Annotated in this window: 22 protein-coding genes and 1 rRNA gene; 12 read left to right on the top strand and 11 right to left on the bottom strand. The window is 41.9% G+C overall.

Annotated elements, in window-relative coordinates; translation table 11 throughout:
• A 5S ribosomal RNA gene (gene rrf, locus ABJH64_RS14645) occupies positions 1 to 97 on the top strand; the annotation flags it as partial.
• A 4-nt stretch (positions 98 to 101) separates the two neighbouring features.
• Here rrf and ABJH64_RS14640 read toward each other — a convergent pair.
• On the bottom strand, positions 102 to 260 hold the full coding sequence (locus tag ABJH64_RS14640; protein WP_348358208.1) for a hypothetical protein: 159 nt from the start codon (positions 258 to 260) through the stop codon (positions 102 to 104).
• Positions 261 to 712: 452 nt separating this feature from the next.
• On the opposite strand from ABJH64_RS14640, the gene ABJH64_RS14635 reads away from it, so the two are divergent.
• From ABJH64_RS14635 to ABJH64_RS14600, 8 genes are read left to right on the top strand one after another with little or no spacing between them, the layout of a single operon-like run.
• On the top strand, positions 713 to 3139 hold the full coding sequence (locus tag ABJH64_RS14635) for a heavy metal translocating P-type ATPase metal-binding domain-containing protein (RefSeq protein WP_348299567.1): 2427 nt from the start codon (positions 713 to 715) through the stop codon (positions 3137 to 3139).
• Between the two features lies 1 nt (position 3140).
• Entirely contained in the window at positions 3141 to 3329 is a 189-nt protein-coding gene (gene ccoS / locus ABJH64_RS14630; protein WP_348274672.1) for a cbb3-type cytochrome oxidase assembly protein CcoS, read from the top strand.
• A complete protein-coding gene (gene ccoN, locus ABJH64_RS14625; protein WP_348274673.1) occupies positions 3322 to 5448 on the top strand; it encodes a cytochrome-c oxidase, cbb3-type subunit I in 2127 nt (708 codons plus the stop codon). Before ccoS ends, ccoN begins: the two co-directional genes overlap by 8 nt.
• Before the next feature lie 11 nt (positions 5449 to 5459).
• Positions 5460 to 5645 (top strand): cbb3-type cytochrome c oxidase subunit 3, encoded by a 186-nt coding sequence (locus ABJH64_RS14620; RefSeq protein ID WP_348274674.1) that lies wholly within the window; start codon positions 5460 to 5462, stop codon positions 5643 to 5645.
• Positions 5642 to 6577 carry a cbb3-type cytochrome c oxidase N-terminal domain-containing protein gene (locus tag ABJH64_RS14615; protein WP_348274675.1) on the top strand — a complete coding sequence of 312 codons (936 nt, stop codon included), beginning with the start codon at positions 5642 to 5644 and terminating at the stop codon, positions 6575 to 6577. Before ABJH64_RS14620 ends, ABJH64_RS14615 begins: the two co-directional genes overlap by 4 nt.
• 52 nt (positions 6578 to 6629) lie before the next feature.
• On the top strand, positions 6630 to 8042 hold the full coding sequence (gene ccoG, locus ABJH64_RS14610) for a cytochrome c oxidase accessory protein CcoG (protein WP_348274676.1): 1413 nt from the start codon (positions 6630 to 6632) through the stop codon (positions 8040 to 8042).
• A gap of 24 nt (positions 8043 to 8066) precedes the next feature.
• Positions 8067 to 8492 carry a FixH family protein gene (locus ABJH64_RS14605; protein WP_348274677.1) on the top strand — a complete coding sequence of 142 codons (426 nt, stop codon included), beginning with the start codon at positions 8067 to 8069 and terminating at the stop codon, positions 8490 to 8492.
• Positions 8493 to 9194 carry a sulfite exporter TauE/SafE family protein gene (locus ABJH64_RS14600; protein WP_348274678.1) on the top strand — a complete coding sequence of 234 codons (702 nt, stop codon included), beginning with the start codon at positions 8493 to 8495 and terminating at the stop codon, positions 9192 to 9194.
• Here the strand turns inward: ABJH64_RS14600 and hemN are convergent.
• Positions 9191 to 10549, bottom strand: a complete 1359-nt coding sequence (hemN, locus tag ABJH64_RS14595) for an oxygen-independent coproporphyrinogen III oxidase (protein ID WP_348299568.1) — start codon at positions 10547 to 10549, stop codon at positions 9191 to 9193. The genes ABJH64_RS14600 and hemN overlap by 4 nt on opposite strands.
• Before the next feature lie 167 nt (positions 10550 to 10716).
• Here hemN and ABJH64_RS14590 point away from each other — a divergent pair, with 167 nt between their 5' ends.
• Positions 10717 to 11796 (top strand): alkane 1-monooxygenase, encoded by a 1080-nt coding sequence (locus tag ABJH64_RS14590; protein ID WP_348274680.1) that lies wholly within the window; start codon positions 10717 to 10719, stop codon positions 11794 to 11796.
• 3 nt (positions 11797 to 11799) lie between these two features.
• On the opposite strand, the gene ABJH64_RS14585 is transcribed toward ABJH64_RS14590, so the two are convergent.
• From ABJH64_RS14585 to ABJH64_RS14575, 3 genes are read right to left on the bottom strand one after another with little or no spacing between them, the layout of a single operon-like run.
• Positions 11800 to 12843, bottom strand: a complete 1044-nt coding sequence (locus tag ABJH64_RS14585; RefSeq protein WP_348274681.1) for a VWA domain-containing protein — start codon at positions 12841 to 12843, stop codon at positions 11800 to 11802.
• Positions 12824 to 13720, bottom strand: a complete 897-nt coding sequence (locus ABJH64_RS14580) for a hypothetical protein (RefSeq protein ID WP_348274682.1) — start codon at positions 13718 to 13720, stop codon at positions 12824 to 12826. Before ABJH64_RS14580 ends, ABJH64_RS14585 begins: the two co-directional genes overlap by 20 nt.
• Positions 13713 to 14591 carry a DUF58 domain-containing protein gene (locus ABJH64_RS14575; protein WP_348274683.1) on the bottom strand — a complete coding sequence of 293 codons (879 nt, stop codon included), beginning with the start codon at positions 14589 to 14591 and terminating at the stop codon, positions 13713 to 13715. The genes ABJH64_RS14580 and ABJH64_RS14575 overlap by 8 nt, the downstream gene beginning before the upstream one ends.
• 184 nt (positions 14592 to 14775) lie before the next feature.
• Here ABJH64_RS14575 and ABJH64_RS14570 point away from each other — a divergent pair, with 184 nt between their 5' ends.
• Both ABJH64_RS14570 and ABJH64_RS14565 read left to right on the top strand, forming a co-directional pair.
• Positions 14776 to 15048: a DUF4296 domain-containing protein gene (locus ABJH64_RS14570; RefSeq protein WP_348274684.1), complete on the top strand. Its 273-nt coding sequence runs from the start codon at positions 14776 to 14778 to the stop codon at positions 15046 to 15048.
• Complete coding sequence (locus ABJH64_RS14565) at positions 15048 to 17435, top strand: Smr/MutS family protein (protein WP_348274685.1); 2388 nt, start codon at positions 15048 to 15050, stop codon at positions 17433 to 17435. The genes ABJH64_RS14570 and ABJH64_RS14565 overlap by 1 nt, the downstream gene beginning before the upstream one ends.
• Positions 17436 to 17496: 61 nt before the next feature.
• Here ABJH64_RS14565 and ABJH64_RS14560 read toward each other — a convergent pair whose 3' ends face one another.
• The 6 genes from ABJH64_RS14560 to ABJH64_RS14535 are packed head-to-tail and all read right to left on the bottom strand — an operon-like array spanning position 17497 to position 23164.
• Complete coding sequence (locus ABJH64_RS14560; RefSeq protein WP_348274686.1) at positions 17497 to 17982, bottom strand: hypothetical protein; 486 nt, start codon at positions 17980 to 17982, stop codon at positions 17497 to 17499.
• Between the two features lie 59 nt (positions 17983 to 18041).
• A complete protein-coding gene (locus ABJH64_RS14555) occupies positions 18042 to 18662 on the bottom strand; it encodes an ATP-binding cassette domain-containing protein (protein ID WP_348274687.1) in 621 nt (206 codons plus the stop codon).
• Positions 18663 to 18664: 2 nt separating this feature from the next.
• On the bottom strand, positions 18665 to 19444 hold the full coding sequence (gene lpxA / locus ABJH64_RS14550) for an acyl-ACP--UDP-N-acetylglucosamine O-acyltransferase (protein ID WP_348274688.1): 780 nt from the start codon (positions 19442 to 19444) through the stop codon (positions 18665 to 18667).
• Entirely contained in the window at positions 19441 to 20835 is a 1395-nt protein-coding gene (locus tag ABJH64_RS14545) for a bifunctional UDP-3-O-[3-hydroxymyristoyl] N-acetylglucosamine deacetylase/3-hydroxyacyl-ACP dehydratase (RefSeq protein WP_348274689.1), read from the bottom strand. Before ABJH64_RS14545 ends, lpxA begins: the two co-directional genes overlap by 4 nt.
• 56 nt (positions 20836 to 20891) lie before the next feature.
• A complete protein-coding gene (gene lpxD, locus ABJH64_RS14540; protein ID WP_348274690.1) occupies positions 20892 to 21914 on the bottom strand; it encodes a UDP-3-O-(3-hydroxymyristoyl)glucosamine N-acyltransferase in 1023 nt (340 codons plus the stop codon).
• A 17-nt stretch (positions 21915 to 21931) separates the two neighbouring features.
• Positions 21932 to 23164, bottom strand: a complete 1233-nt coding sequence (locus tag ABJH64_RS14535) for an HD domain-containing protein (protein ID WP_348274691.1) — start codon at positions 23162 to 23164, stop codon at positions 21932 to 21934.
• Positions 23165 to 23223 lie beyond the last annotated feature (59 nt).

Below are 23223 nucleotides of genomic sequence, written 5' to 3'. Positions count from 1 at the left end.
CAGGGGTCCCACCTCTTCCCATCCCGAACAGAGAAGTTAAGCCCTGCAGCGCCGATGGTACTGGGGTTACACCCGGGAGAGTAGGTCGCCGCCTCATTTATTCAAAGCCCTTTGGTTAATACCCAAAGGGTTTTTTTGTTTTTTTTCTTTGAGGCAATAAGCTTTTCTGTAGCTATTCTTTCTTTAGTGTGCTTTAGCCTTTTCCAATGATCTATTTCTATGATGATTTTGGTTACGGTCCCTAATTTGTTTTTTTTCATTTTTCAAATAGGGTTGAGCCGCTTCATTACCAGCAAAGGGCTAGAGAAAAGATAGGATTTGGTTAACTTAAAATTTCCGATTTCTTTGGTCACGGTAGCCTTCTGACAGTGATGCAAATTCTCGATTCTGTTCTAATGCCCTACGCATTTGTGCATACTCGTAAGATTGCTGACATACCTATTTGATGAAATTTTGATTTTTATACCCTTAATAGCTGTCTGCTATTTTATGATTTTTGTCAGTATTTGGCGAGACATTGCTCAAGTACTTCCAACATTTCCTCAAGTAGTTTTGGTAATCCATTCGAAAAGAAATCTTTGCTATCTTAAGGGAATAATCCCTCCAAGTGAGGATCTGATAAGGTTACAAATCCGCTTAATATATCATCTGAAACATGATTTGTTTGCGATTTTTACCCCGAATGGTAGATTGATTAATTACTCTTCTATTAATGAAACCTGAACTTCCACTTCAAAAAATCAGTACTTGTTTTCACTGTGGGGAAGATTGTGGTGAGATAAAACTTGTTTTTAATGAGCAGAGTTTTTGCTGTCAAGGCTGTAAATTGGTTTACGAGGTGCTTTCTGAAAACCAGCTTTGTAGCTATTATGACATAGCGGATCATCCAGGAGAAAGTCAGAAAAAGAAAAAACTACAGGCTAATCGTTTTGATTACTTGGATGATGAAGAGACCGCGGCTCAATTGGTGGATTTTCGAAATGAAATAGAAAGTCATTTTACTTTTCACATTCCTCTCATTCATTGTGCATCTTGTATTTGGCTGTTGGAGAATCTTCACCAAATCCATTCTGGCATTTTTTACAGTAGAGTGGATTTTGTTAAAAAGAAGGTTCAAATAAAAATTCTTCACAACAAAATTTCAGTTAAGGAATTGGTTAGTCTTTTATCCACCATTGGTTACGAACCACTAATTAACCTTTCCGATCTGGAAAAAAAGCAAAGTAGTTCGTATGATAAGCGATTAATTCAACGTCTTGCTGTCGCCGGATTTTGTTTTGGGAATATGATGTTGTTCAGCATTCCTGAGTATTTTTCAGAAGCCGATTTGATTGACTCCTCCTTTCGTGGGCTATTTAGTTACCTAAATGTGCTTCTAGCTATTCCAGTGGTTTTCTATTCAGCTAGTGATTATTATAAGTCCGCTTGGAATTCTTTCAAACAAAGAAAAATCAACATGGATATTCCAATCGTGTTGGGGATTATTGCGCTGTTTGCTTATTCACTTTGGGAGATTTTTGCTTATCACCGCTCAGGATACATGGATAGTCTAGGAGGACTTTTGTTTTTCTTGCTCTTAGGAAAGCTGTATCAACAAAAGACCTTCTCTACACTTGAGTTTGATCGGGATTACAAATCCTATTTTCCAATAGCAGTTACCAAAATTTACAAAGATTTAGAGGAAGTAGTTCCTTTGGCCAAGCTTCAGGTTGGGGATGTGATCCTGGTGCGTGACGAAGAATTGATCCCATCGGATTCCTTGTTGTTGAGCTCTTCTGCGAATATTGACTACAGTTTCGTGACAGGTGAGGAAGTGCCTGTGCCAAAGCAAAAGGGTGAATTGATCTACGCTGGTGGAAGACAAATCGGTGATGCTATTCTTTTGACCGTTCAGAAGTCTCCTTCTCAAGGATATTTGACAAATCTTTGGAATAATGATTCTTTTAAGAAAAGTACTAAGAGGCTGTTGGAACCTTTGTCTGCCAAGATTAGCTCGGCCTTTACTTGGTCGGTAGTCTTCATTGCAGTTACAGGTTTTTCTTATTGGGCATTTTACGATCTGTCCATCGCTATTAAGGTCTTCGCTTCTGTGCTTATTGTAGCGTGCCCATGTGCTTTAGCGATGTCCACTCCCTTTACTTTGGGTAATACACTTAGGATTTTTGGGAAAAGTCGTTTTTACTTGAAGAATGCTCATGTAGTCGAACGCCTGGCATTGATCGACACGGTTGTTTTTGATAAAACAGGTACGTTGACTGATCCGGTGAATGCTAAAGTTACTTACCTAGGTGAAGTGCTATCTCAAGAGAGCAAAGCCATTTTGAAATCTATGGTAGAAAGATCAACTCATCCACTGAGTAATAGAATCAATCTCTGGCTAGGAAATCAAAAGGGAGAAGTGCTACAAGAGGTTAAAGAAATCAAAGGAGCTGGGATTTTAGGCATTTTCAAAAATCAAGAATTTCGACTAGGCTCTACTAAGTTTACTGGATTTAAAAAAGAAATCACCAACCTAAATGGGAACTTGGTGTGCTTTACTGTGGAAGGTCTCGAGTTGGGTTATTTCTTGATTGAGTCTGGCCTGAGGGAAAAGGCCGTTGATGTAGTGACTCAACTCAAGGCAGGTTATAATTTACATATTTTGTCAGGGGATTTTTCCCATGAGCAACTTTACCTAGAAGACAAACTGGGAGATACTATCAAATTTAATTTTCAGCAAAGTCCTTCTGATAAGCTGAACTATTTAAAAGAGCTGAATTCCACCTGTAATACACTGATGATCGGCGATGGGTTGAATGATGCAGGAGCATTACTAGAAAGTGAAGTTGGTGTGGCTATTTCGGATCGTGTGAGTCATTTCTCTCCAGCTAGCGATGCAATAATGGATTCAGAGGTATTTGGAATGATTCCGGATTTTTTAAGTTTTGCCAAATCCAGCAGGATTATTATCAAAGCAAGTTTTATATTAAGCTTGATGTACAACGTCGTAGGTCTTACGCTGGCTGTTCAGGGGCTACTTAGTCCAGTTATCTGCGCTATTTTGATGCCTCTCAGCAGTGTGTCAGTCGTGGTGTTCACCACACTCAGCACCAATTTCATCGCTTGGAAAAAAGGCTTATTAACTTCAAAACTCACTTAGTATGGAAGTAATATTTCTATTAATCGCCATAAGTCTAGTTCTAGCTGGTTCCTTTCTTTTTCTGTTTTTTAAAGCAATGAAAGATGGCCAGTTTGACGATAATTACACGCCTTCAGTCAGAATTCTTTTTGAAAATAATTCTAAAAAATCAACTAAAAATCAACCAACAAAACCGAAATCCTATGAATGACACTACTCTGGAGAGGTTCCATTATGACAATAAAATTGTCAAATACTTTGGGGCCGCGACTATTATCTGGGGCGTAATAGGGATGCTGGTCGGCTTACTTGCAGCGACACAGCTTTTCTTACCCGAAGCCAATTTGGGTAATCCTTATACTACATTTGGGCGAATAAGACCACTGCATACCAATGCTGTAATTTTCGCATTTGTGGGTAATGCCATCTTTGCAGGTGTTTATTATTCCATGCCGAGGCTGCTGAAGGCACCGATGTGGAAAGAGTCCCTTAGCTGGTTCCACTTCTACGGCTGGCAATTAATCATACTTGCAGCAGTGTTGACCTTGCCATTAGGATTCACTTCTTCTAAAGAATATGCTGAGCTTGAATGGCCAATAGACATTGCAATTGCAGTGGTATGGGTTGCTTTTGGGGTAAATATGATTGGAACTATCCTTAAGCGAAGAGAACGCCATATGTATGTAGCTATCTGGTTTTACCTAGCTTCATTCGTCACCGTAGCGGTCTTGCATATTTTTAATTCACTTGCCTTGCCAGTGAATTTCTTCAAAAGTTACTCTGCCTATGCAGGCGTGCAAGATGCCTTAGTACAATGGTGGTATGGACACAATGCAGTGGCATTTTTCCTAACCACTCCTTTCTTAGGTTTGATGTATTATTTTCTGCCAAAAGCAGCTAATAGACCCGTTTATTCCTACAAACTTTCGATTGTTCACTTCTGGTCGCTGATATTCCTTTACATGTGGGCTGGGCCGCACCATTTGCTATACACCTCTCTTCCGGAATGGGCTCAAGTTTTAGGTACTGTCTTCTCCGTAATGCTACTAGCTCCATCATGGGGAGGTATGGTGAACGGCCTACTTACTTTGCGTGGCGCTTGGGATAGAGTGACCAATGACCCTGTGTTGAAATTTATGGTTGTAGCTATTACAGCGTACGGTATGGCTACTTTCGAAGGCCCAATGCTTTCGTTCAAAAATGTAAGTGCTATCGCTCACTATACGGACTGGATCGTAGCACACGTACACGTGGGAGGTTTGGGCTGGAATGGTTTCTTGACTTTCGGTATGCTTTACTGGATGTGGCCAAGATTATTTAAAACATCACTTTTCTCCACAAAGCTTGCAAATGTGCACTTCTGGCTAGGAGTCTTAGGTATCATCTTCTATGCGCTACCTATGTACGTAGCTGCTCTGACTCAATTCTTGATGTTGAGAGAGTTTGACGAGATGGGTAAATTGGCTTACGGCAACTTCTTACAAACTGTAGTCGAGCTAGTACCTATGTATATGCTTAGAGCATTAGGTGGTTTGTTGTACCTCAGCGGAGCGATCTTGATGATGTATAACATGTTCAAAACAGCTCAGCAAGGAACATTCGTAGCGACTGAAGAAGATTCTGCGCCGGCTTTGGCTAAAAACTACAACCCTAAGGGCGAGTTTTGGCATAGAGCATGGGAAAGAAAACCTATTTTCTTTACAGTATTAGCAACTGTAGCAATCCTGATTGGCGGTATAGTTGAAATTGTCCCTACCATTTTGGTCAAATCAAATATACCGACAATCAGCTCGGTAAAACCTTACACTGCACTTGAGCTTGAAGGACGAGATATTTATATTAATAATGGCTGTGTGGGCTGTCATTCTCAGATGATTAGACCATTTAGATTTGAAACGGAGCGGTATGGTGAATATTCCAAAGCAGGAGAATTTGTCTATGACCGTCCATTCCTTTGGGGATCAAAACGTACCGGACCTGATCTTCATAGAGTTGGGGGCAAATACCCAGACAGCTGGCATTATTTCCACATGGAAGACCCTCGTAGCATGTCTCCTGGCTCCCTGATGCCGCCATATCCATGGCTGGTAACTAATGAGCTAGACTATTCAGATTTGCCAGCAAAAATCAGAACGATGCAAAAGCTTGGGGTGCCATATCCAGAGGGATATGATCAGCAAGCATCCGCTGATCTAGAAGTTCAGGCATCAAAAATCGCTGCTAATCTCAAGGATGCTGGAATAGAGGTAATGCCGCAGACGGAGATTGTCGCATTGATTGCCTATCTGCAGCGCTTAGGTACTGATATTAAAGTCTCATCAACTAACTAACCAGAGAAATCATGTACAAAGAAGTATTAAGATCAATGGAAAACGTAGAGATATTCCCGATTATCTCTCTGGTCATATTTGTCCTCTTTTTTATAGGGATTACTATTTATGCGATAAGGGCTCCAAAGGAATATGTGGAGCACATGAGTGCTTTGCCGATGGATGATGACAACGAATTAACTGACAAACAGCCATGAGAAAACAAGTAACAATTCTTGCATTATTTAGTCTTTTGTTCTCCATTCCTGGTCTGGCTCAGGATGGATCCTCTGGCTTTGCCGCGTTGGATTCCAATCAAATGGCACTTTTGATTATCATAGGAGTCATTATAGGGGTGATTATTTTACTCCTGATTCTTATGATCTATCTGATGTCCTTTATCTCGGCGGTTTTTCGTAAAGAAAACCCTGAACTAGCAGACGAACCAAGCTGGTGGGAGTCCTTTAAAAAACGATTTGTTACAGGAGACGTTGAGGAAGAGCAGGAGAGTGGCAAGCTGATGGAAGACCATTCTTATGATGGAATTCAGGAGCTAGACAACTTTATGCCACCTTGGCTTCAGTACGTCTTTTCTGGTACGATTGTAATTGCCGTGGTTTATTTTGGCTATTATACGGTCCTAGGTTTTGGCCTGACTGGCGTAGAAGAATATCAGGAAGAACTTCGTATTGCAGCAGTAGAAGCTGAAGCTAGAGGCATGAGTACATTAGCTTCGATAGATGAGACTAATGTGGTGCTTGACGCTTCAGATGCTGCGTTATCTACAGGGAAAACCATCTTTGGTGCGAACTGTGCAGCTTGCCATGCAGCGGATGGTGGCGGAGGAGTAGGACCGAATCTTACGGACAACTATTGGCTGCACGGCGGTGATATCAAAGATGTTTTCAAAGTGGTCAAGTATGGCGTAATTGAAAAAGGGATGGTGCCTTGGGAGGATCAGTTGAGCCCTAAAGAAATACAAGACGTCTCAAGCTATATTCTTAGCTTGCAGGGGACCACTCCTGCTGTGGCGAAAGAACCTCAAGGAGAACTCTATACCGGTGGAAGTGAAACTGTTCCTGCTGAGAATTCATCTGAACCGGTAGATAGTACTGCCGTTGCTGCGACTGTTGTTGCTGTTTCAGAATAAATTAACTCTGCCGAGGATGTACTCATTCTCGGCAGAAAAATAGCCTATCGATATGGCAAAGAAGAATCCACATTTAAATCCTGAAACCTTCAGAGATTCATTAGCCACCGTCCAAGACGATGGCAAGAGAAACTGGGTCTATCCCAAGAAAGTTAAAGGCTTTTTTTATAGGTATAGGACCTATTTATCCTGGTTTTTACTAGCCATTTTATTTGCTGGGCCATTTATTAAAGTAGATGGAAGACCCTGGCTTCTGTTCAATATTTTTGAACGGAAATTCATCATTTTTGGAGCTGTATTTTGGCCTCAGGATACATACCTGCTTATTTTTCTACTACTTATATTCTTCGTATTTATCATTCTATTTACGGTGGTCTTCGGAAGGGTCTGGTGCGGATGGGCATGTCCGCAGACACTTTTTATGGAGATGGTTTTCAGGAAAATTGAGTATGCTATAGAAGGAGATGCCAACCAACAGCGCGCGCTGAATGCTCAGCCTTGGACTCAGGAGAAAATCATTAAAAAAACGGCGAAGATTTCCATTTTTGCTTTTATTTCCTTGTTAATAGGGCATCTAGTTATGGCCTATTTGATTGGAATCGATGAAGTAGTAAAGATAGTTTCCTCACCTCCATCCGCTCATTTAGCTGGGTTTGTAGGGCTTTTAGCATTCTCAGGGATTTTTATGTTTGTATTCACGTGGTTTCGTGAGCAAGCCTGTTTAGTCGTTTGCCCGTATGGCCGTCTCCAAGGGGTGATGCTAGACAATAATTCCATCAACGTAATGTATGATTACGTACGTGGAGAGCCTAGAGCCCCTATTCGAAAGAAAGAATCTGAAAATGCAGACAAGGGTGATTGTGTTGATTGTAGTCTTTGTGTACAAGTTTGTCCTACTGGAATTGACATTCGCAATGGCATACAGATGGAATGTGTAAACTGTACCGCCTGTATTGATGCCTGTGACGAGGTCATGCTGAAAGTGGATAGGCCAGTAGGCTTGATTAGGTATGCGTCTGAGAATAGTATCAAGGAAGGATTTCAAAAGCTAATCACCAATAGGGTTAAATCTTACATAGTAGTTTTGGTGTTACTAGTAGCTGCCTTTGTGACTTTATTGGCTACACGGAAGGACATCACGGCTACGGTTACTAGATTTCCTGGTATGACCTATCAAGAGCGAGAGGATGGCATGGTTACCAATCTTTATCAGATCACGTTGATCAATAAAACCTACGATCCGCAGGAAATCTCCTTAGCTTCGTTAGCTGAAGGGATGGAAGTAGAAATAATCGGAGAGCAAAATTGGGTGCTGGAACCTCAGACGAAATTTGAAGGAAGGTTCTTCTTGGTACGCAAACATGATGAAATCAAAGTGAACCAAGAGAAGGTGGAGTTGGCAGTCCTACATTTAGGACAAGAGGTTGGGCGTATTGAAACGAGTTTCACAGCGCCGATCAAGTAGAATAATTGTATTATTGAAATTTGTATGGATTGGGGAAAAGGGATAGTGCTTACGATTGTAGGCTTTGTAGTTTTAATATTGACTATGGTAGTCATATCTGTTCGAATGGACGGTATCGAACTCGTGACAGAAAACTACTATGAGGAGGAGATTAAGTATCAGGAGATTATTGACGAATCTACTTCTGCTCTAAATCTTGGCAGGGAAGTGATTTCTTATAATGCGCATACCAAAGTTTTAGAGCTCGATCTTCCCCAAGGTACCATAGGATCTTTGCAGTTTTTTCGCCCTTCTGATTCTTCTTTGGATCAAACAATAAAGGTAGAAGTCACTCAAGCGGGCAAGACTAGCGTGCCGTTGAATCAGCTGAAGGATGGCTATTGGAAGGTTCAACTCACTTGGTCCGAAAACGGAGTAGATCACTATCAGGAGAAGAAAATCACTATTTAGATGATTTGGACAGCCTTTTTGTTGGGTTTTTTAGGGTCATTTCACTGTGTGGGAATGTGCGGTCCTATTGCCTTGGCAGTGGGTAGCAGAGGAAATCGGGCCTATTTCTTCCATAAAATGCTATATAATTTAGGTCGAAGTGTCACCTATGCGCTGCTCGGATTGATCGTTGGGAGCATAGGATTCTCACTGTCGCTGGCGGGAGTTCAGCAAGGTTTTTCTATAGCCATGGGAGTGATAATTCTGATCTTTGCACTTATGTACAAGCGGGCAGATCAATTCCTTGCAATCCCTGCACTCTCAGGAGTAGTTATTTGGGTGAAAAGACAGCTTAGCCGATTTCTAAAAGCAGGTGGATCTTTCGCCTTTTTCGGCACAGGATTAGCCAATGGCCTTCTTCCTTGCGGGATGGTTTATATGGCGTTGGTCGCAGCGTTGGGATTGCAAAGTCCACTTATGGGAGCTACCTATATGTTTTTTTTCGGGATAGGAACTATTCCACTTTTGCTGACGCTGATGTATTCTGGGAGTTTGATTTCAATTCCAATAAGACAAAAGTTCCAAAAAGCGATCCCTTATTTGGGTGCGCTCATTGGAATCTTGTTCATTTTTAGAGGATTAGGTTTGGGACTTTTTTACAGTCCTGAATTAGTCGTTTATGACTATGGTAAAGAGCAGGTGGAAATTACAGTTTGCCGTTAAATGGTCTTACTGAATAATTCTTTTTTGAGCTGGTTATCTGCTAATCGCAGATCAAGCTGAGAGCAAATGTTTCTTATCACTTTCATTCCTATTTCCGAGACGAAGATTTGATCTTTTGAAGTTGAAATCAGGCCGTCTTTTTCCATTTCTTTTAAGGTAGCAACTTGGTCATGGCCTAGTTTTTCTAAAATTTCTTTGGGGATTAAAGCTTGTTTTTTACAAATCAAATCTAAAATCACCTGTCTGATCGTATTATCCATTTTAGTTTGGATATGCCCTTTTTGGATTGCAAACGTGTCTTTTTTCACTAGTGCTTCATATTTCCCTATACTTTTTTCATTTTGCGCATAGGCGTAATACACATCGCTGATACTGCTGGCGCCAAGTCCGATGAGAATTTTGGAGGGCAAAGTAGTATAGCCCATAAAATTTCTATGGAGTTGGCCTTCATTTTTGGCGATAGTGAGGGCATCATCCGGCAAGGCGAAGTGATCCATGCCGATTTCTTCATACCCCATTTTCACAAGGAGGCTTTTTCCAAATTCGTATAGTTCACTTTTTTCCTCATCATTTGGCAGGAATTTTTCGAAACTCTTCTGTGCCGGAAAGGCGCTAGGCAGATGAGCATAGCTATAGAATGCAATTCGATCAGGTTTTAGCTCTTGAACCTTTTCGAAGGTGGATTCCAGAGTTTGTACCGTTTGATGAGGTAGGCCATAGATGAGGTCATAGTTGACGGAAGTGTAGCCAAGGATTCGTGCTGAATCTGTTGCAGCTTTCACTTTCTCAAAAGGCTGAATCCGGTGTATGGCTGTTTGAACTTGGATGTCAAAGTCCTGAATTCCGTAGCTTACGCGGGTAAATCCGAGCTCATTTAAGGTTTTGAGATGGTCAAACGTGGTATTATTGGGATGGCCTTCAAAACTGAATTCTGATTCGGAGCTGATTTCTGCACCTTCCAGAATAGATGATATCAGCAGCTGAAGGTACGATGGCTCAAAGAAAGTAGGAGTTCCCCCACCGAGATGGATGCCAGCGATCTTGGGTTTGCCCTCGAAAATCTCCTTGTATTTTCCCCACTCAGCTAATAGCGCCTCAATGTAAGGGTCTTTTACTGCGTTGTTTTTTGTGATCCGCTTATTGCATCCGCAATAGGTGCATAAGCTCTCGCAAAATGGCAAATGTATGTAAATAGAAATCCCTTCGTCTTGGCCGAAATCCCGAAAAGCCTTTTCTACCAGATCGTTCCATTGGTAGTTTTCTAGGTTGTTTTCCCAAAGAGGTACGGTAGGGTAAGAGGTATATCTGGGTGCAGGTACGTTGTATTTTTGAATCAAAGAAGCTGTAGTTGCCATGTTTTTTTCTTTGCTCAAAAGTCATAATTCTTAGCTAAGTAGGGGGTGATACAATTCTTTTACCTAGCTGACAAAAATCATTTTGTGTTCTACTACAAAGCTTTTTTGCAACAATTTTTTGAATTGAAAATCTATCTTAAATTGGCTGAACCTAACCCAAACATGCAATGTCTAGCCTCAAGAAAATCGGTTTTTTCAGCGCCCTGTTCTTACCACTTCTTCTTATCCTCGGTACACGACTGGGCGGTGGATATTTATTTATGGTTCATGCTTTCGTATTTATACTAGTTCCGATTATGGATTACTTCATTAGCAGAGATAAGCAAAACGTGCCCTTAGCTGCTGTGAGTCAGGTTACAAATGACAATTTTTATAAACTGGTCACTTTCTTTTGGGTCTATGTGCAGCTAGCGATAGTGATTTGGGGGTTTTGGATAGTAAGTAATGAACAGCTAGTCTGGTGGGAGTGGCTTGCTTTTTCAAGTGGGATGGCCTTGATCACGGGAGGAATAGGAATCACTGTTGCACATGAACTAGGGCATAAAAAAGGCAGATTGGAACAGAGTTATGCTAAAACCTTACTGATGACCGTCTGCTATATGCATTTTATAATAGAGCATAATCGCGGTCACCATGTACGGGTAGCAACTCCAGAGGACCCCGCTACTAGCAGAGTGGGAGAGAATTTTTATGCGTTTTGGTTTCGCTCGGTGGTGGATGGCTATCGTAGTGCCTGGGATCTTGAGCGTGATCGGCTTGCTAGGAATAGGAAGGCTTTCTTGTCCATCCATAATCAGATGATTCAATTTCTAGTGATTCCTTTGCTTTTCGTAGCTACAGGCTTTTTTGTTTTTTCTTTTATCCAAAATCGCCTGGTTTGGGAGATTCCACTATTCTTTTTTCTTCAAAGCTTTTTTGGTTTTTCTCTCCTTGAATTGGTTAACTACCTAGAGCATTACGGAATGGAACGGAGAAAAATGCCCTCAGGGATTTATGAACGTGTTACGCCACTTCATTCTTGGAATGCCAGCGAAGTGGTTAGTAATTTTTTGCTTTTTCAATTGCAACGTCATTCTGATCATCATGCAAATGCCTACAAGCGTTATCAAGTATTAAATCATTATGATGAAAGTCCACAGCTTCCGGCAGGCTATTCAGCTATGATCATACTGGCGCTATTTCCACCTCTTTGGTTTAGAGTGATGAATCCCCGCCTTGACTTTTGGAAAAAGCAGACTTTCGGGTAAAAATTAATCTAGGAGGAAGTTATTCAGGAAACTACTCTTCAATCCTAGCCAAATAAACAGCAGGATCAATCCCCAAAACATATAAACTCGGTAGTAATCAGCCGTTTCCTTGTAGCGATTTTCGATTACTTCGGTTTTCTCAAGGGTGTCAATTCTCTCGAAAATTGAGGCTAAAGTTCCTCCGTCAGCTGCTCGGAAAAACTCTCCATTTCCTATTTTGGCGATCTCCCTGAGTGTGGACTCATCTAGGTAGCTTTCCACCATCTGCGGTCTGCCAAAGAAATCTGTGCCGTAGGGAACTAGACCGTCTTTTCCCATAGCAATGGTGTAAAGTTTGATATCCAATGCTGATGCAAGATTGGCGGCAAATAAGGGGTCCACGTTTCCAGCATTACTTTCTCCGTCACTGAGCAAGATCATCACCTTGGACGTAGATTCAGATTCTTTCATCCGATTGGTTCCAGCGGCTATCGCCGAGCCGATAGCGGTTCCTTTAGCTTCCATCATGCTGAAAGATATCTCATTCACTAGATCTGTGAGTAACTCGTAATCATTCGTAAGAGGCGCAAGAGAATATGCCTCGCCGGCAAATACCACCATGCCAATGCGGTCTCCCACGCGACCATTAATGAATTCTATGGCAGTAGCTTTTGCAGCTTCAAGACGATTGGGGGTGAAGTCCTGAAGATCCATGGATTCGGAAATATCCAGCACGAGCATAATGTCAATGCCCTCAGTGTACTGCTCCACCCGCTCGTTGCTGCGCTGTGGGCGTGCCAACGCTATCACCATTAGGATCAGAAAGAGGTAGAAAAAACCTGCAGGGATCAGGCGTAAATACGTCCATGGGTTGTTGTTGGCTACACGTTTGGGAAGAGAAAGTTCTAAAACTGGGTTTTTCAGGAATTTTACAAAGGTCCTGAAGAGAATAAGAAGCGGAATCAACCAGATCAAATTCAATAAGATCGGATTGTCCCATTCATACGTCTGGAAGGTCTCAGGCAAAAACCAAGACCAGCTAAAGAATTCAGACAGCTGCTCTCTCATGTTTGATTTTGGTTTGTTTTTCCTGATAACTAGTTCTCGCCACTTCTAGCAAATAAGCCGTAGCTTCTTCACTTTTGGAAGATTTGCCTGCATAAATGATCATGTCAATTGCTCGTAGTGCTTTGAAAATTTCCATGTTTCCCATTTGCTCGCCGATCTCACTGGATGTCCATTCTCTCACAGGCATCTTCGTGATACTTTCCATATAGCCTTTCCAGAGACCAATTACCTCGTCCGCAGCTTCTATTGATGGATTTTCTGCTAGGAGCTTGGTTTGTGTTTTCCATCTTTTCTCAAATAGTGCCCACCGTCTTTTCTCCTGTCGTTCCTTCCAGAACTCTTTGATTCTCTTCGCGAATAGGAGGTAGAAAATGCCAAGTAAAAGTAAAATTCCACCTATGATAATCCCTATTATTATCCAGTTTAAAGACTTCTCAAGTGGTTGATAAATGTTGTTTTGCTGGAATGCTAATTCCTCGGGAATGCTGTCGAGGGTAAGTTTTAATTTCAATTCGGCCTCTAGCGGGTAATGCACCACACTATCGTAGCGAGCTAGCTCATAGACAGGCAAGGTCAAGAAGGAACTTGGGTCTAACGAGAAATTGGAAAGGTAATAAATCGTACTATCCTGTGTGATGCTATCCTGAGTGTAGGAGATAAAGGTTTTCTTTTCCAACAACACCAAGGGTGAGAAATCAAAAGTAGAATCTGGGAAGACAAGCTGTTTGGATTCGGGATAGGTTGCCTTCAGTACATAGCCTACACGTTCACCCAGTTTGGCTGAGTCCTGCATGAAATACCCATTCACAGTGATTTGCTGAGCTTGACTCAACAATGGAATGAGTAGTAAAAGAAAGAAATTGAGCGTTCTAGCCACGTTTCATGGTTTTGTTTCGGTACTTAAATAGCTCCAGAAGTGGGCCTACGATGTCCTGGGTAGTATCGATAGCTAGGTAGTTTATTTGGTTTTTTTTGCACAGCTCCTTCAAATGCTCGCGCTCTGAGGTAAAGGTATCGGCTATTTTTTTAGAAAAGCTCCCAAAGGCGGTGTTTACCCACGTAGTTTTTCCTTTTTCCTTGTCAAAAACCGGAATAATCCCCAATGAAGGCAAAGCAGACTCTCTAGGGTCGGTCAGCTGTATAGCCACCACATCGTGACGCTCAGCTAATGCCCTGAATGGACGTTCATATGCCTCGTCGATGAAATCTGAAATGATCACAATCACCGCTCTCCTTTTGATTAGATTAAGCGCAAAAGTAAACATAGAATTCAGGTCTGTTTTCATTGAGTTATTCTCATGATCGAAAATTCCCCGGATCATTTTCACACCTTGTTTGCTGCCTTTGGCGGGGAGAATCAGCTTTTCTTTTTGATCTGAATAACTGATCAAACCTACCTGACTGCCCTCAAATACTGCAGCCAACGTCAGCACTCCTGCTATGATTTTTCCTTGGTCTATTTTCTTGTTCCCTACCTGGCCTATATCTTGACTGCCACTGATGTCCAGTAGGAAAAAAACCGACTGCTCCTTGTCTTCGCGAAACGTTTTCACAAAAGTTCCGTGTCCTTTGGCAGATACTTTCCACTCAATCGTACGAATGTCATCTCCATACTGGTAAGGTCTGAGGTCGTCAAACTCCAGTCCTGACCCTTTGAAGAGCGACTGGTATTCTCCTTGCAGGTGATTATTGGCCACCTTTCGGATCATAACTTCGTACTTTCTGAGCTTACTGAATAATTCGTTCATGAAGGATGATTTGAACGGCCTAAGTTATGCTTCTAAGCTGAATTATAAAATTTCAGTTACACGAAGGGTGGGGAGTTTTTCCGTTAAAAAAACCTAATTTTGACCTGTGAAACTATTTATACTACTAAGTTTTTGCCTACTCGCTCTTACTAGCTGTGATTCTAACAACAAACCACAAACGTTATTGTCACAAGATAAAATGGTGGAGGTGCTGATAGATATCCACCTGACCGAGGGACTGACGAGTGCCATGCCCATCGCTTACGATTCGTCTCGGGTCCTGTATAATTTGCTTGAAAAAGATGTTTTTGTTAAACATGACGTAAGTGATTCTGTTTTCACTCAGAGCATGCTTTATTACTTCCGAGATCCAGCAGAGATGGAGCAGATTTATGCTCGTGTAGTTGATTCCCTTGTAGTAAGAGAGTCATCTGGCGGAACTATAGACCAATTCTAATGCTGTACCCTAGCAACCTCGAACAAAAAATAAATTTCATAAAGATCAAAGAACTGCTCAAAGCGGAGTGTACTTCTCCCCTTGGAATGCAGTATGTAGATCGCTTGTCTTTTTCTTCTGATTTTAATTTGGTGACCAAGTTGCTTGATCAGACAGAGGAATTTCGGCAGATTTTGGTTTCTGGAGAGTTTTTTCCCTCCTCCAATTTCACTAACCTCAATCCCTACTTAGAGAAGGCTAAGCTGGAGAATTCTTTCTTGGATGAAGAGGATTTCTTTGAGATCAAACTTTCATTGGATACACTGAGAGGCTGTATTTCTTTTTTTCAGAAAAAGGAAGGGGAATATCCTGTACTAAGCCAGTTACTCGGATTGCTGATGGATTTGGATATGAGTTTGCTCAAAGCCATCGAGCTGATTATAGATGAGAAGGGCAAAATGCGGAGCAATGCCAGCAAAGATCTGCAACTGATCAGAAGCCAAATTATCTACGAAGAAAGTCGCCTGAGGAAGGTAATGGATCGGGTATTTAAAGAAGCCAGAGCAAAAGGCCTGACCACTGAGGATTCGGCAATTACCGTGCGCTCGGGAAGATTGGTGATTCCTATTGCTGCTGAGAATAAGCGCAAACTTCGTGGCTTTATCCATGACGAGTCAGCCACAGGACAGACGGTGTTCATGGAGCCGGAAGAGGCACTGGATATTAACAATGAGATTCGTGACCTCGAATACATGGAGAGGCGGGAGATCATTAAGATCCTGACTCAGCTTACGGATAGAATCAGGCCGGCTATACCTGCGCTGAGGAAGGCTACCAATTTCCTGGGTTTGATGGACTTCATTCGTGCCAAAGCTAAATTTGCGCAAAAAACGGATAGCTGTCGTCCAGAAATCACAAAGGAACGACAGCTCATTTGGACCAAAGCCAGGCATCCACTATTGGAATTGGCACTCAAATCTCAGGGTAAAGAAATCGTACCCTTGGATGTAAAATTGAGTGGACATGAGCGATTGCTGGTTATTTCTGGTCCTAATGCCGGAGGTAAATCCGTCACCTTAAAAACGGTGGCTTTGCTACAGTATATGTTACAATGTGGGGTTTTGATCCCCGTTCACCCGGATTCCAAAAACTCCCTTTTTGATAATTTCTTTATCGATATTGGTGATGAGCAAAATTTAGAAAATGACCTAAGTACCTACAGCTCGCACCTGATGAGCATGAAGCATTTTTCTCTTTTTGCTAATAAGAAAACCATATTATTTATAGACGAATTCGGGACAGGGACGGAGCCACAATTCGGTGGAGCGATCGCTGAATCCATTCTTTTGGCACTGAATAAACTCGGAGCGTATGGTGTCATCACCACCCACTACGGTAATCTAAAGCAGATTGCCAACAAAAATCAAGGGATGGTAAACGGTGCTATGCGCTATGACGTGGATAAACTGGAGCCACTTTACCAGCTAGAAATCGGTAAGCCTGGGTCTTCATTTGCGCTGGAAATAGCTTCTAAAATCGGGATTCCCAAAGACATTTTGGAATATGCTAAAGGTCAGATTGGTGAAGAGCGGGTAAGGTATGATCGATTGTTGACTCAGGTAGAAAATGAGAAAAACCAGTACTCAAGTTTATTGGCAGATGTAAAGGCAAAGGAGCGACTGCTAAAAACTCGTCTTCAGGAATACAATGAGCTGAAGGAAACGATGGAAACTACCAAAAAGCGCTATCTCCAAGAGGCAAAGCAGGAGGCAAAGCAGCTATTAGATCAAGCCAACAAGAAGATTGAAGCTACGATTCGTGAGATCAAAGAAGGTAAAGCGGAGAAAGAGGCGACTAAAGTTTTACGTAGAGAACTTGAGGAGTTTAAAGAAGAGGTTAAGCCAGAGAAAATAGTTGTTAAAAGTCCTGAAATCAAGATTTTGGGAGGGAAGATAGCCGTAGGAGATTGGGTGAGAGTGAAGGATAACGGTGCTATCGCAGAAGTTCTTCAGATCAAAGGCAAGGAATTGGAAGTATCTATCGGTGAGTTGAAATCAAAAGTCAAGCTTTCGCGACTAGAAAAAATCTCACTAGGCGAAGTGAAAAGGGAAAAGAAAGCTGCTAGCTCTAGAAGCGGCTATAATACCAATGAGAAAATGATGGATTACTCACCCAATCTCGATATAAGAGGAAAGCGAGGGGAGGAGATTCTTTCCTTGATCCAGACATTTGTCGATGAGGGATTCATGCTGGGGCTGAAGGATTTGAGAATTGTTCACGGCAAAGGCAATGGGATTCTCCGGGATCTGACCCGAAATTTTCTCCGAGAAATGAGCCAAGTCAAACACATGGAAGATGAGCATGCGGATCGAGGTGGAGCGGGAGTGACACTGGTTACTTTGAACTAAATATCAACCAAAAAAGGGAAGCGATCGCTTCCCTTTTTTGGTTTCAGTGTGTACTAGAGTACTATTTCTTCAATAGATTAAAAGTGTAATTTCCTGCCACAGCCAGTACTCCATTTATCCTCGCTCCAGGAGCTGGAATAGTGAAGGTAAGTCGCAGATTATTCCCCGTTTGAGTAAATGAAATCTCTCGACCCGCTCCAGGCTTGGTACCTGACAGCATGAACTTGTCGAAATTCGATCCTGAAAAACTCCAAGTTCCAGAATTATCGAAAAGGTCATTGTTGTTTTTGGAGGTATAAGTTTTGGCTGATCCTGATTTCATTACCAACTCAAAACCAGTGTAGAGATTGGTTACTGTTGAGCCATCTCGCTCTACTGATCCTCCGCCATCTATTCCCCATGCTTGCGTGCCGTTTCCTGTCAAGGCTTCTATGGCTATTTCTTCGGCGGTTTTTGGTGGTGTTGGATCGGGATCGTCTCCGCCACAACTTTGGAAGGTGATTGCGATCACTGACAAAAGTAATATTCTAAGAAAAAGTGTTTTCATATCTTTTCTGATTAATACCTGAAGATTTAAAGGTAGGAATTTAAGTTTAAAGCATCGAATTACTTAAAGTCCTCTAGAACTATTTTTTGCTCGCAAAACTCGTATTCTCTAGGCTCATTGGAACAAATCACCATAATTCTATTTTTCCCAAAATGAGCTATCATCTCTTGATACCATTCTATGCCTTTTATATCGAGGTTGGAGGTAGGTTCATCAAGAAAGATCAAAGGCACATCCGAAAAAAGCGCCAAGCCAAGTTTCAGGCGTTGCTTCATACCCGAGGAAAATTGGCCTACTTGTTTGGAGCTATGCTGTGTTAGGTACAGGTGCTCAATGATTTCTGCTGATGTGATGCTATTGAGCGGTTTTTTAAACTTGAAGTGAAAATTCAATAGTTCTTCAAGCGTGAATTCCTCCGGCAGCTCCATGTAGGGTGCAGAGATTGTCAAATGGGCAAACCAATCAGCTTCTGCGATTGATTTGCCGCCTGATGAATATTCGATTTTCCCTGAGGTGATTGGGATAGCACCACATAGGCATTTGAGCAAGGTGGACTTGCCTGATCCATTGCTGCCAGTGATAGCTAAAGAATTTCCCTGAGATAATTCAAGGGTTAGATTTTTAAAAACCCATTCGTATTGGAAGCGTTTTGAGGCTTCTTCTAGTTGGATTTTTAGCATTGTTAATTGATATAACCTTTCATTACGCCACGCTCTGAGGAGCGGATGAAATTCAATATTTCATCTCTTTCCTTGGTGGCAGGAAGGTTGACTTCTATCTCTTCCAGTGCACGACTATTGTTCATGCTATTGAGGAAAAGATAGCGATAAACCTCTTGGATGTGTGAAATGGACTCACTGGTAAAGCCTCTTCTTCGTAGTCCAAGTGAATTTACACCCGCGTAGGAAAGTGGCTCACGCGCTGCTTTGGTGAATGGAGGGACGTCTTTGCGTACTAATGACCCGCCAGAAATCATGGAATGCATTCCGATTTTAACGAATTGATGAACAGCACTGGATCCGCCCACGATCGCCCAATCATCAATTGATACGTGTCCGGCGATTTGTACCGAATTTGCGATGATCACATGGCTTCCTATCACACAGTCATGTGCTACGTGTACATAAGCCATTAATAAACAGTTGCTTCCAATGACTGTAGTCTGTTTTTCGACAGTGCCTCTACTGATTGTGACACACTCACGGATGGTTGTATTGTCGCCAATCATGACGGTAGAATCCTCACCTTGAAATTTCAAATCTTGAGGAATACCTGCTATTACGGCTCCAGGGAAGATTTTGCAGTTTTTGCCTATGGTCGCTCCAGAAAAAACAGTCACATTAGGTCCGATCCAAGTGCCATCACCTATGGTGACATTTTCACCTATCATAGTGAATGGTTCAATAGTGACGTTTTTTCCGATTTTTGCTTTCGGATCTATGTGGGCTAAAGGACTGATCATGATTCTTTTCGGGTTATGCTTGCTGTCATTACGGCCTCACATACTAGCGTGTTTCCTACATAAGCTTCACCACGCATTTTAGCTATACCTCTTCTTATTGGGGCCAAAAGTTCACATTTGAAAATAAGGGTATCACCAGGTAGGACCATTTTTCTAAACTTACAGTTTTCAATTCCTAGAAAATAAGTCCAGTAATTTTCTGGATCATCTACCGTACTCAATACCAAGATTCCACCAGTTTGAGCCATAGCCTCTACTTGTAAGACTCCAGGCATCACGGGGTTATTAGGAAAATGCCCCATAAAAAAGGGCTCATTAATGGTTACGTTTTTCACTCCAGCGACTACCGTGCTATCCAGATAGATGATTTTGTCCAATAGCTGGAACGGATATCTATGTGGCAATATATTGCTGATTTGATTGATGTCCATTACTGGAGGAAGCTTCGGGTCGTAATAAGGGATGTGGGAGGAGGAAGATTTCTCCATCGCACGTTTTATTTTTTTCGCGAAAGCTACATTCGCAGCATGGCCAGGTCTTGCAGCCATAATCTGCGCTTTGAGCGGACGGCCTACCAATGCTAGATCTCCTACTACGTCTAATAACTTATGTCTAGCTGGCTCATTGCGGTAGCGCAGATCCACATTGTTCAGAATACCTTCTTTTTTGACTTCGACTTTCGGCTTGTTAAACATCTTAGCCAGGTGGACGAGCTCTTTCTCTTCCACAATCCTGTCCACTACGACGATAGCATTGTTCAAATCTCCGCCTTGGATAAGGTTAGAATTGTAAAGCATTTCCAATTCATGCAAAAAGCAAAATGTCCTGCAGGAAGCTATTTCAGACTTAAATTGGCTAATGTCTGTGATGGATGCATGCTGACTTCCGAGAACTGGCGAATTATAATCCACCATTACTGTCACACGGTAGTTATCAGTAGGCAAAGCTACCATTTCTACTTCCCGTGCAGAGTCTTTGTATTGAATGCTTTCTTGGACTTCAAAAAATCTGCGAAGGGCGTTTTGCTCCTCTAGTCCGGCATCTTCTAAGACTTCGATGAACTGGATCGAAGAGCCATCCATGATCGGAGGTTCTGGCCCATCAAGCTGTATAAGCACATTGTCAATCTCTAAGCCTACTAGTGCCGCCAAGACGTGCTCTACCGTGTAAACTCGGGCGCCATTTTGCTCCAGTGTGGTACCTCTGGACACATCCACCACCAAGTCGCAATCTGCATCTACGGTCGGTCTGCCTTCTAGGTCAATTCTCTGAAACTTATATCCGTGATTAGGAGGAGCAGGGAGAAATGTCATGTTCGATATGACTCCTGTGTGTAGTCCCACACCGGATAGTTCTACCTGTTTTTTAATCGTGTGTTGTTTTACTTTCATCTGATTATTGAAGCCATCTGATTATTGAAGCGGTCAGCAAGCTAAAGGCTGCAAATTTACTGCTTTTTTTCTAGTTCTCTTATTCGGTCCTCTATTGAGCCTAGCTTTTTGAATATTGAGTACGATTTCAAGAATTTCTTCATGTCCATCGCCATAAACCCGAACAAGGTAGTCCCTGGCTCTTTAATGGATTTACTGATTCCAGTTTTAGCACCTAAGGTGGTATTATCAGCAATTTTTAAATGTCCAGCTATACCCACCTGTCCTGCTATGATACAGTTTTTACCGATTTCGGTCGATCCTGAAATTCCTGTTTGCGAAGCAATCACAGTGTTTTCACCGATAATCACATTATGTGCGATTTGAACGAGATTGTCTATTTTCGCGCCCTTTTTAATTAGGGTAGAACCCATCGTGGCACAATCAATCGTGCTATTGGCACCTATGCTCACATAGTCTTCAAGGATCACGTTGCCTATCTGAGGAATTGCCTTGTACGTTCCGTCTTCTTGTGGTGCAAAACCAAATCCATCAGAGCCGATAACTGCACCAGGGTGAATTTCACAATTATTACCAATGCTAGTGTCTGCACAAATCTTTGCGCCAGGGTGGATAATCACATTGTTTCCTATCTGCACCCGATCTCCGATATGCACGTGACTATGGATTTTGACGGAGTTGCCAACTTTACAGTTTTTGCCTATATAGGAAAAAGCGCCACGATAACTCTGCTCACCTACGGTAGAACTCGGGTCTAGATAGGAAGGTTCTTCTATTCCTACCATGCTGTTTTTCATCATCATGGCATAGGCTTCCAGCAGCTGGGTGAAACCACTATATGCATCTGCTACACGGATTAGATTTGTTTTTAGCTTTTTGGTAGGATTGAAGGTACTGGAAACAATGACTGCGGTAGCGTCAGTTTCATAGATATACGAGGTGTATTTCTCATTGGCCAAAAAGCTAATTCCGCCTTCTTTTCCCTCTTGAATTTTGTCTAATCGAAATACTTTTTGGTTTTCGTCGCCTTCTACTTTCCCTTGAAGAATGGCTGCTACTTGTCCGAGGGTAAATTCCATAACCAGTTTAAACGAAGTTAATAAGTTAAATTTAAGCTTTTGGCCTTACATACATAGTGTTTCTCTACGATTTGGCTCATGACTTTAATGTTAGGTAGATCAGCTGCTTGCGCCACATCGATTACTTTTCCTTTTTTAGTCAGGATATTTATTCGGTCTTTTACCAGGTAGCCATAGTTACTTACTGCGCCTTGCGAAAAGAAATAATCTATATCCCCCCTAGGGATTTTAAGCTTTTTAATCGTTTTCACTTTCAGTTGTTTTATTTCTTCAGGAGAAAATGGCTCGTTGGTCAAAGTGATTTTGTAGAGGTTTCTAGTCAAAAACATCTGGGAAATATTCCGCAGTACATAATCAGAGTGATTTTTCCACAGCTTCACTGCTCCCCAGATATCCAAATCGTCCATTTCGAGAAATAAGCGCAAATAGTCAGGATTGGTTCGGAAGTCGGATAAGGAAAGGTTCTCCTTCAGGAAGAAATCAAATTCCTGAGTTACCGTGAAGGTAATTCCCGACTGCCTAAGAAACTTTGCTCGTTGAATTAATTTGATCAGCATTTTCTCAGCACTCACAGTAGTCTTGTGCAGGTAAACCTGCCAATACATCAACCGCCGAGCGCTAAGGAAATTTTCAATGGAATAAATCCCTTTTTCTTCTATGACTACCCGGTCATTTTTCACATCCATCATCTTGATGATTCGATCCGCACCTATCGTGCCCTCAGATACGCCCGTGAAAAAACAATCCCGCTGAAGGTAGTCTAGTCTGTCAATGTCCAACTGGCTGGAAACCAGCTGGTGGAAAAATCTACGTTCGTATTGATTCTTAAAAATCCTTAAAGCTAGTTCTAATTTGCCACTAAACTCCTGATTTAAGAGTTCAATAGTCATAAGCGACAGCTCCTCGTGGGGAATGCCCTTGAGCAAGCTGTATTCTAACGCATGAGAAAAAGGCCCATGTCCAATATCATGTAGAAGAATGGAAATAAGGGCCGCCTCATATTCATAATCTGTGATTTCGGTGCCTTTTATTCGTAGATTGTCCAGGGTAATGCTCATCAAGTGCATAGCTCCAATCGCATGATGAAATCGAGTATGATGAGCTCCAGGATAGACAAAATCTGTCAAACCCAGTTGTTTTATTCTCCGCAAGCGTTGAAAATAAGGATGGTCGATGATCGTAAAAATCAACTCGCTGGGGATTGTGATGAATCCGTAAACCGGGTCGTTTAGTATCTTCTGGCTTTTCAAGGAGGCCTTTTTTGTTGGACTCAAAAGTAATTATAATTTTAAAACAAACGGAACCTGTA

This window comes from Algoriphagus sp., from assembly GCF_039969895.1.
GTDB lineage: Bacteria > Bacteroidota > Bacteroidia > Cytophagales > Cyclobacteriaceae > Algoriphagus.
Note: the sequence above shows the minus strand (reverse complement) of the source record. Positions and strands in the feature narration are given on the sequence as shown.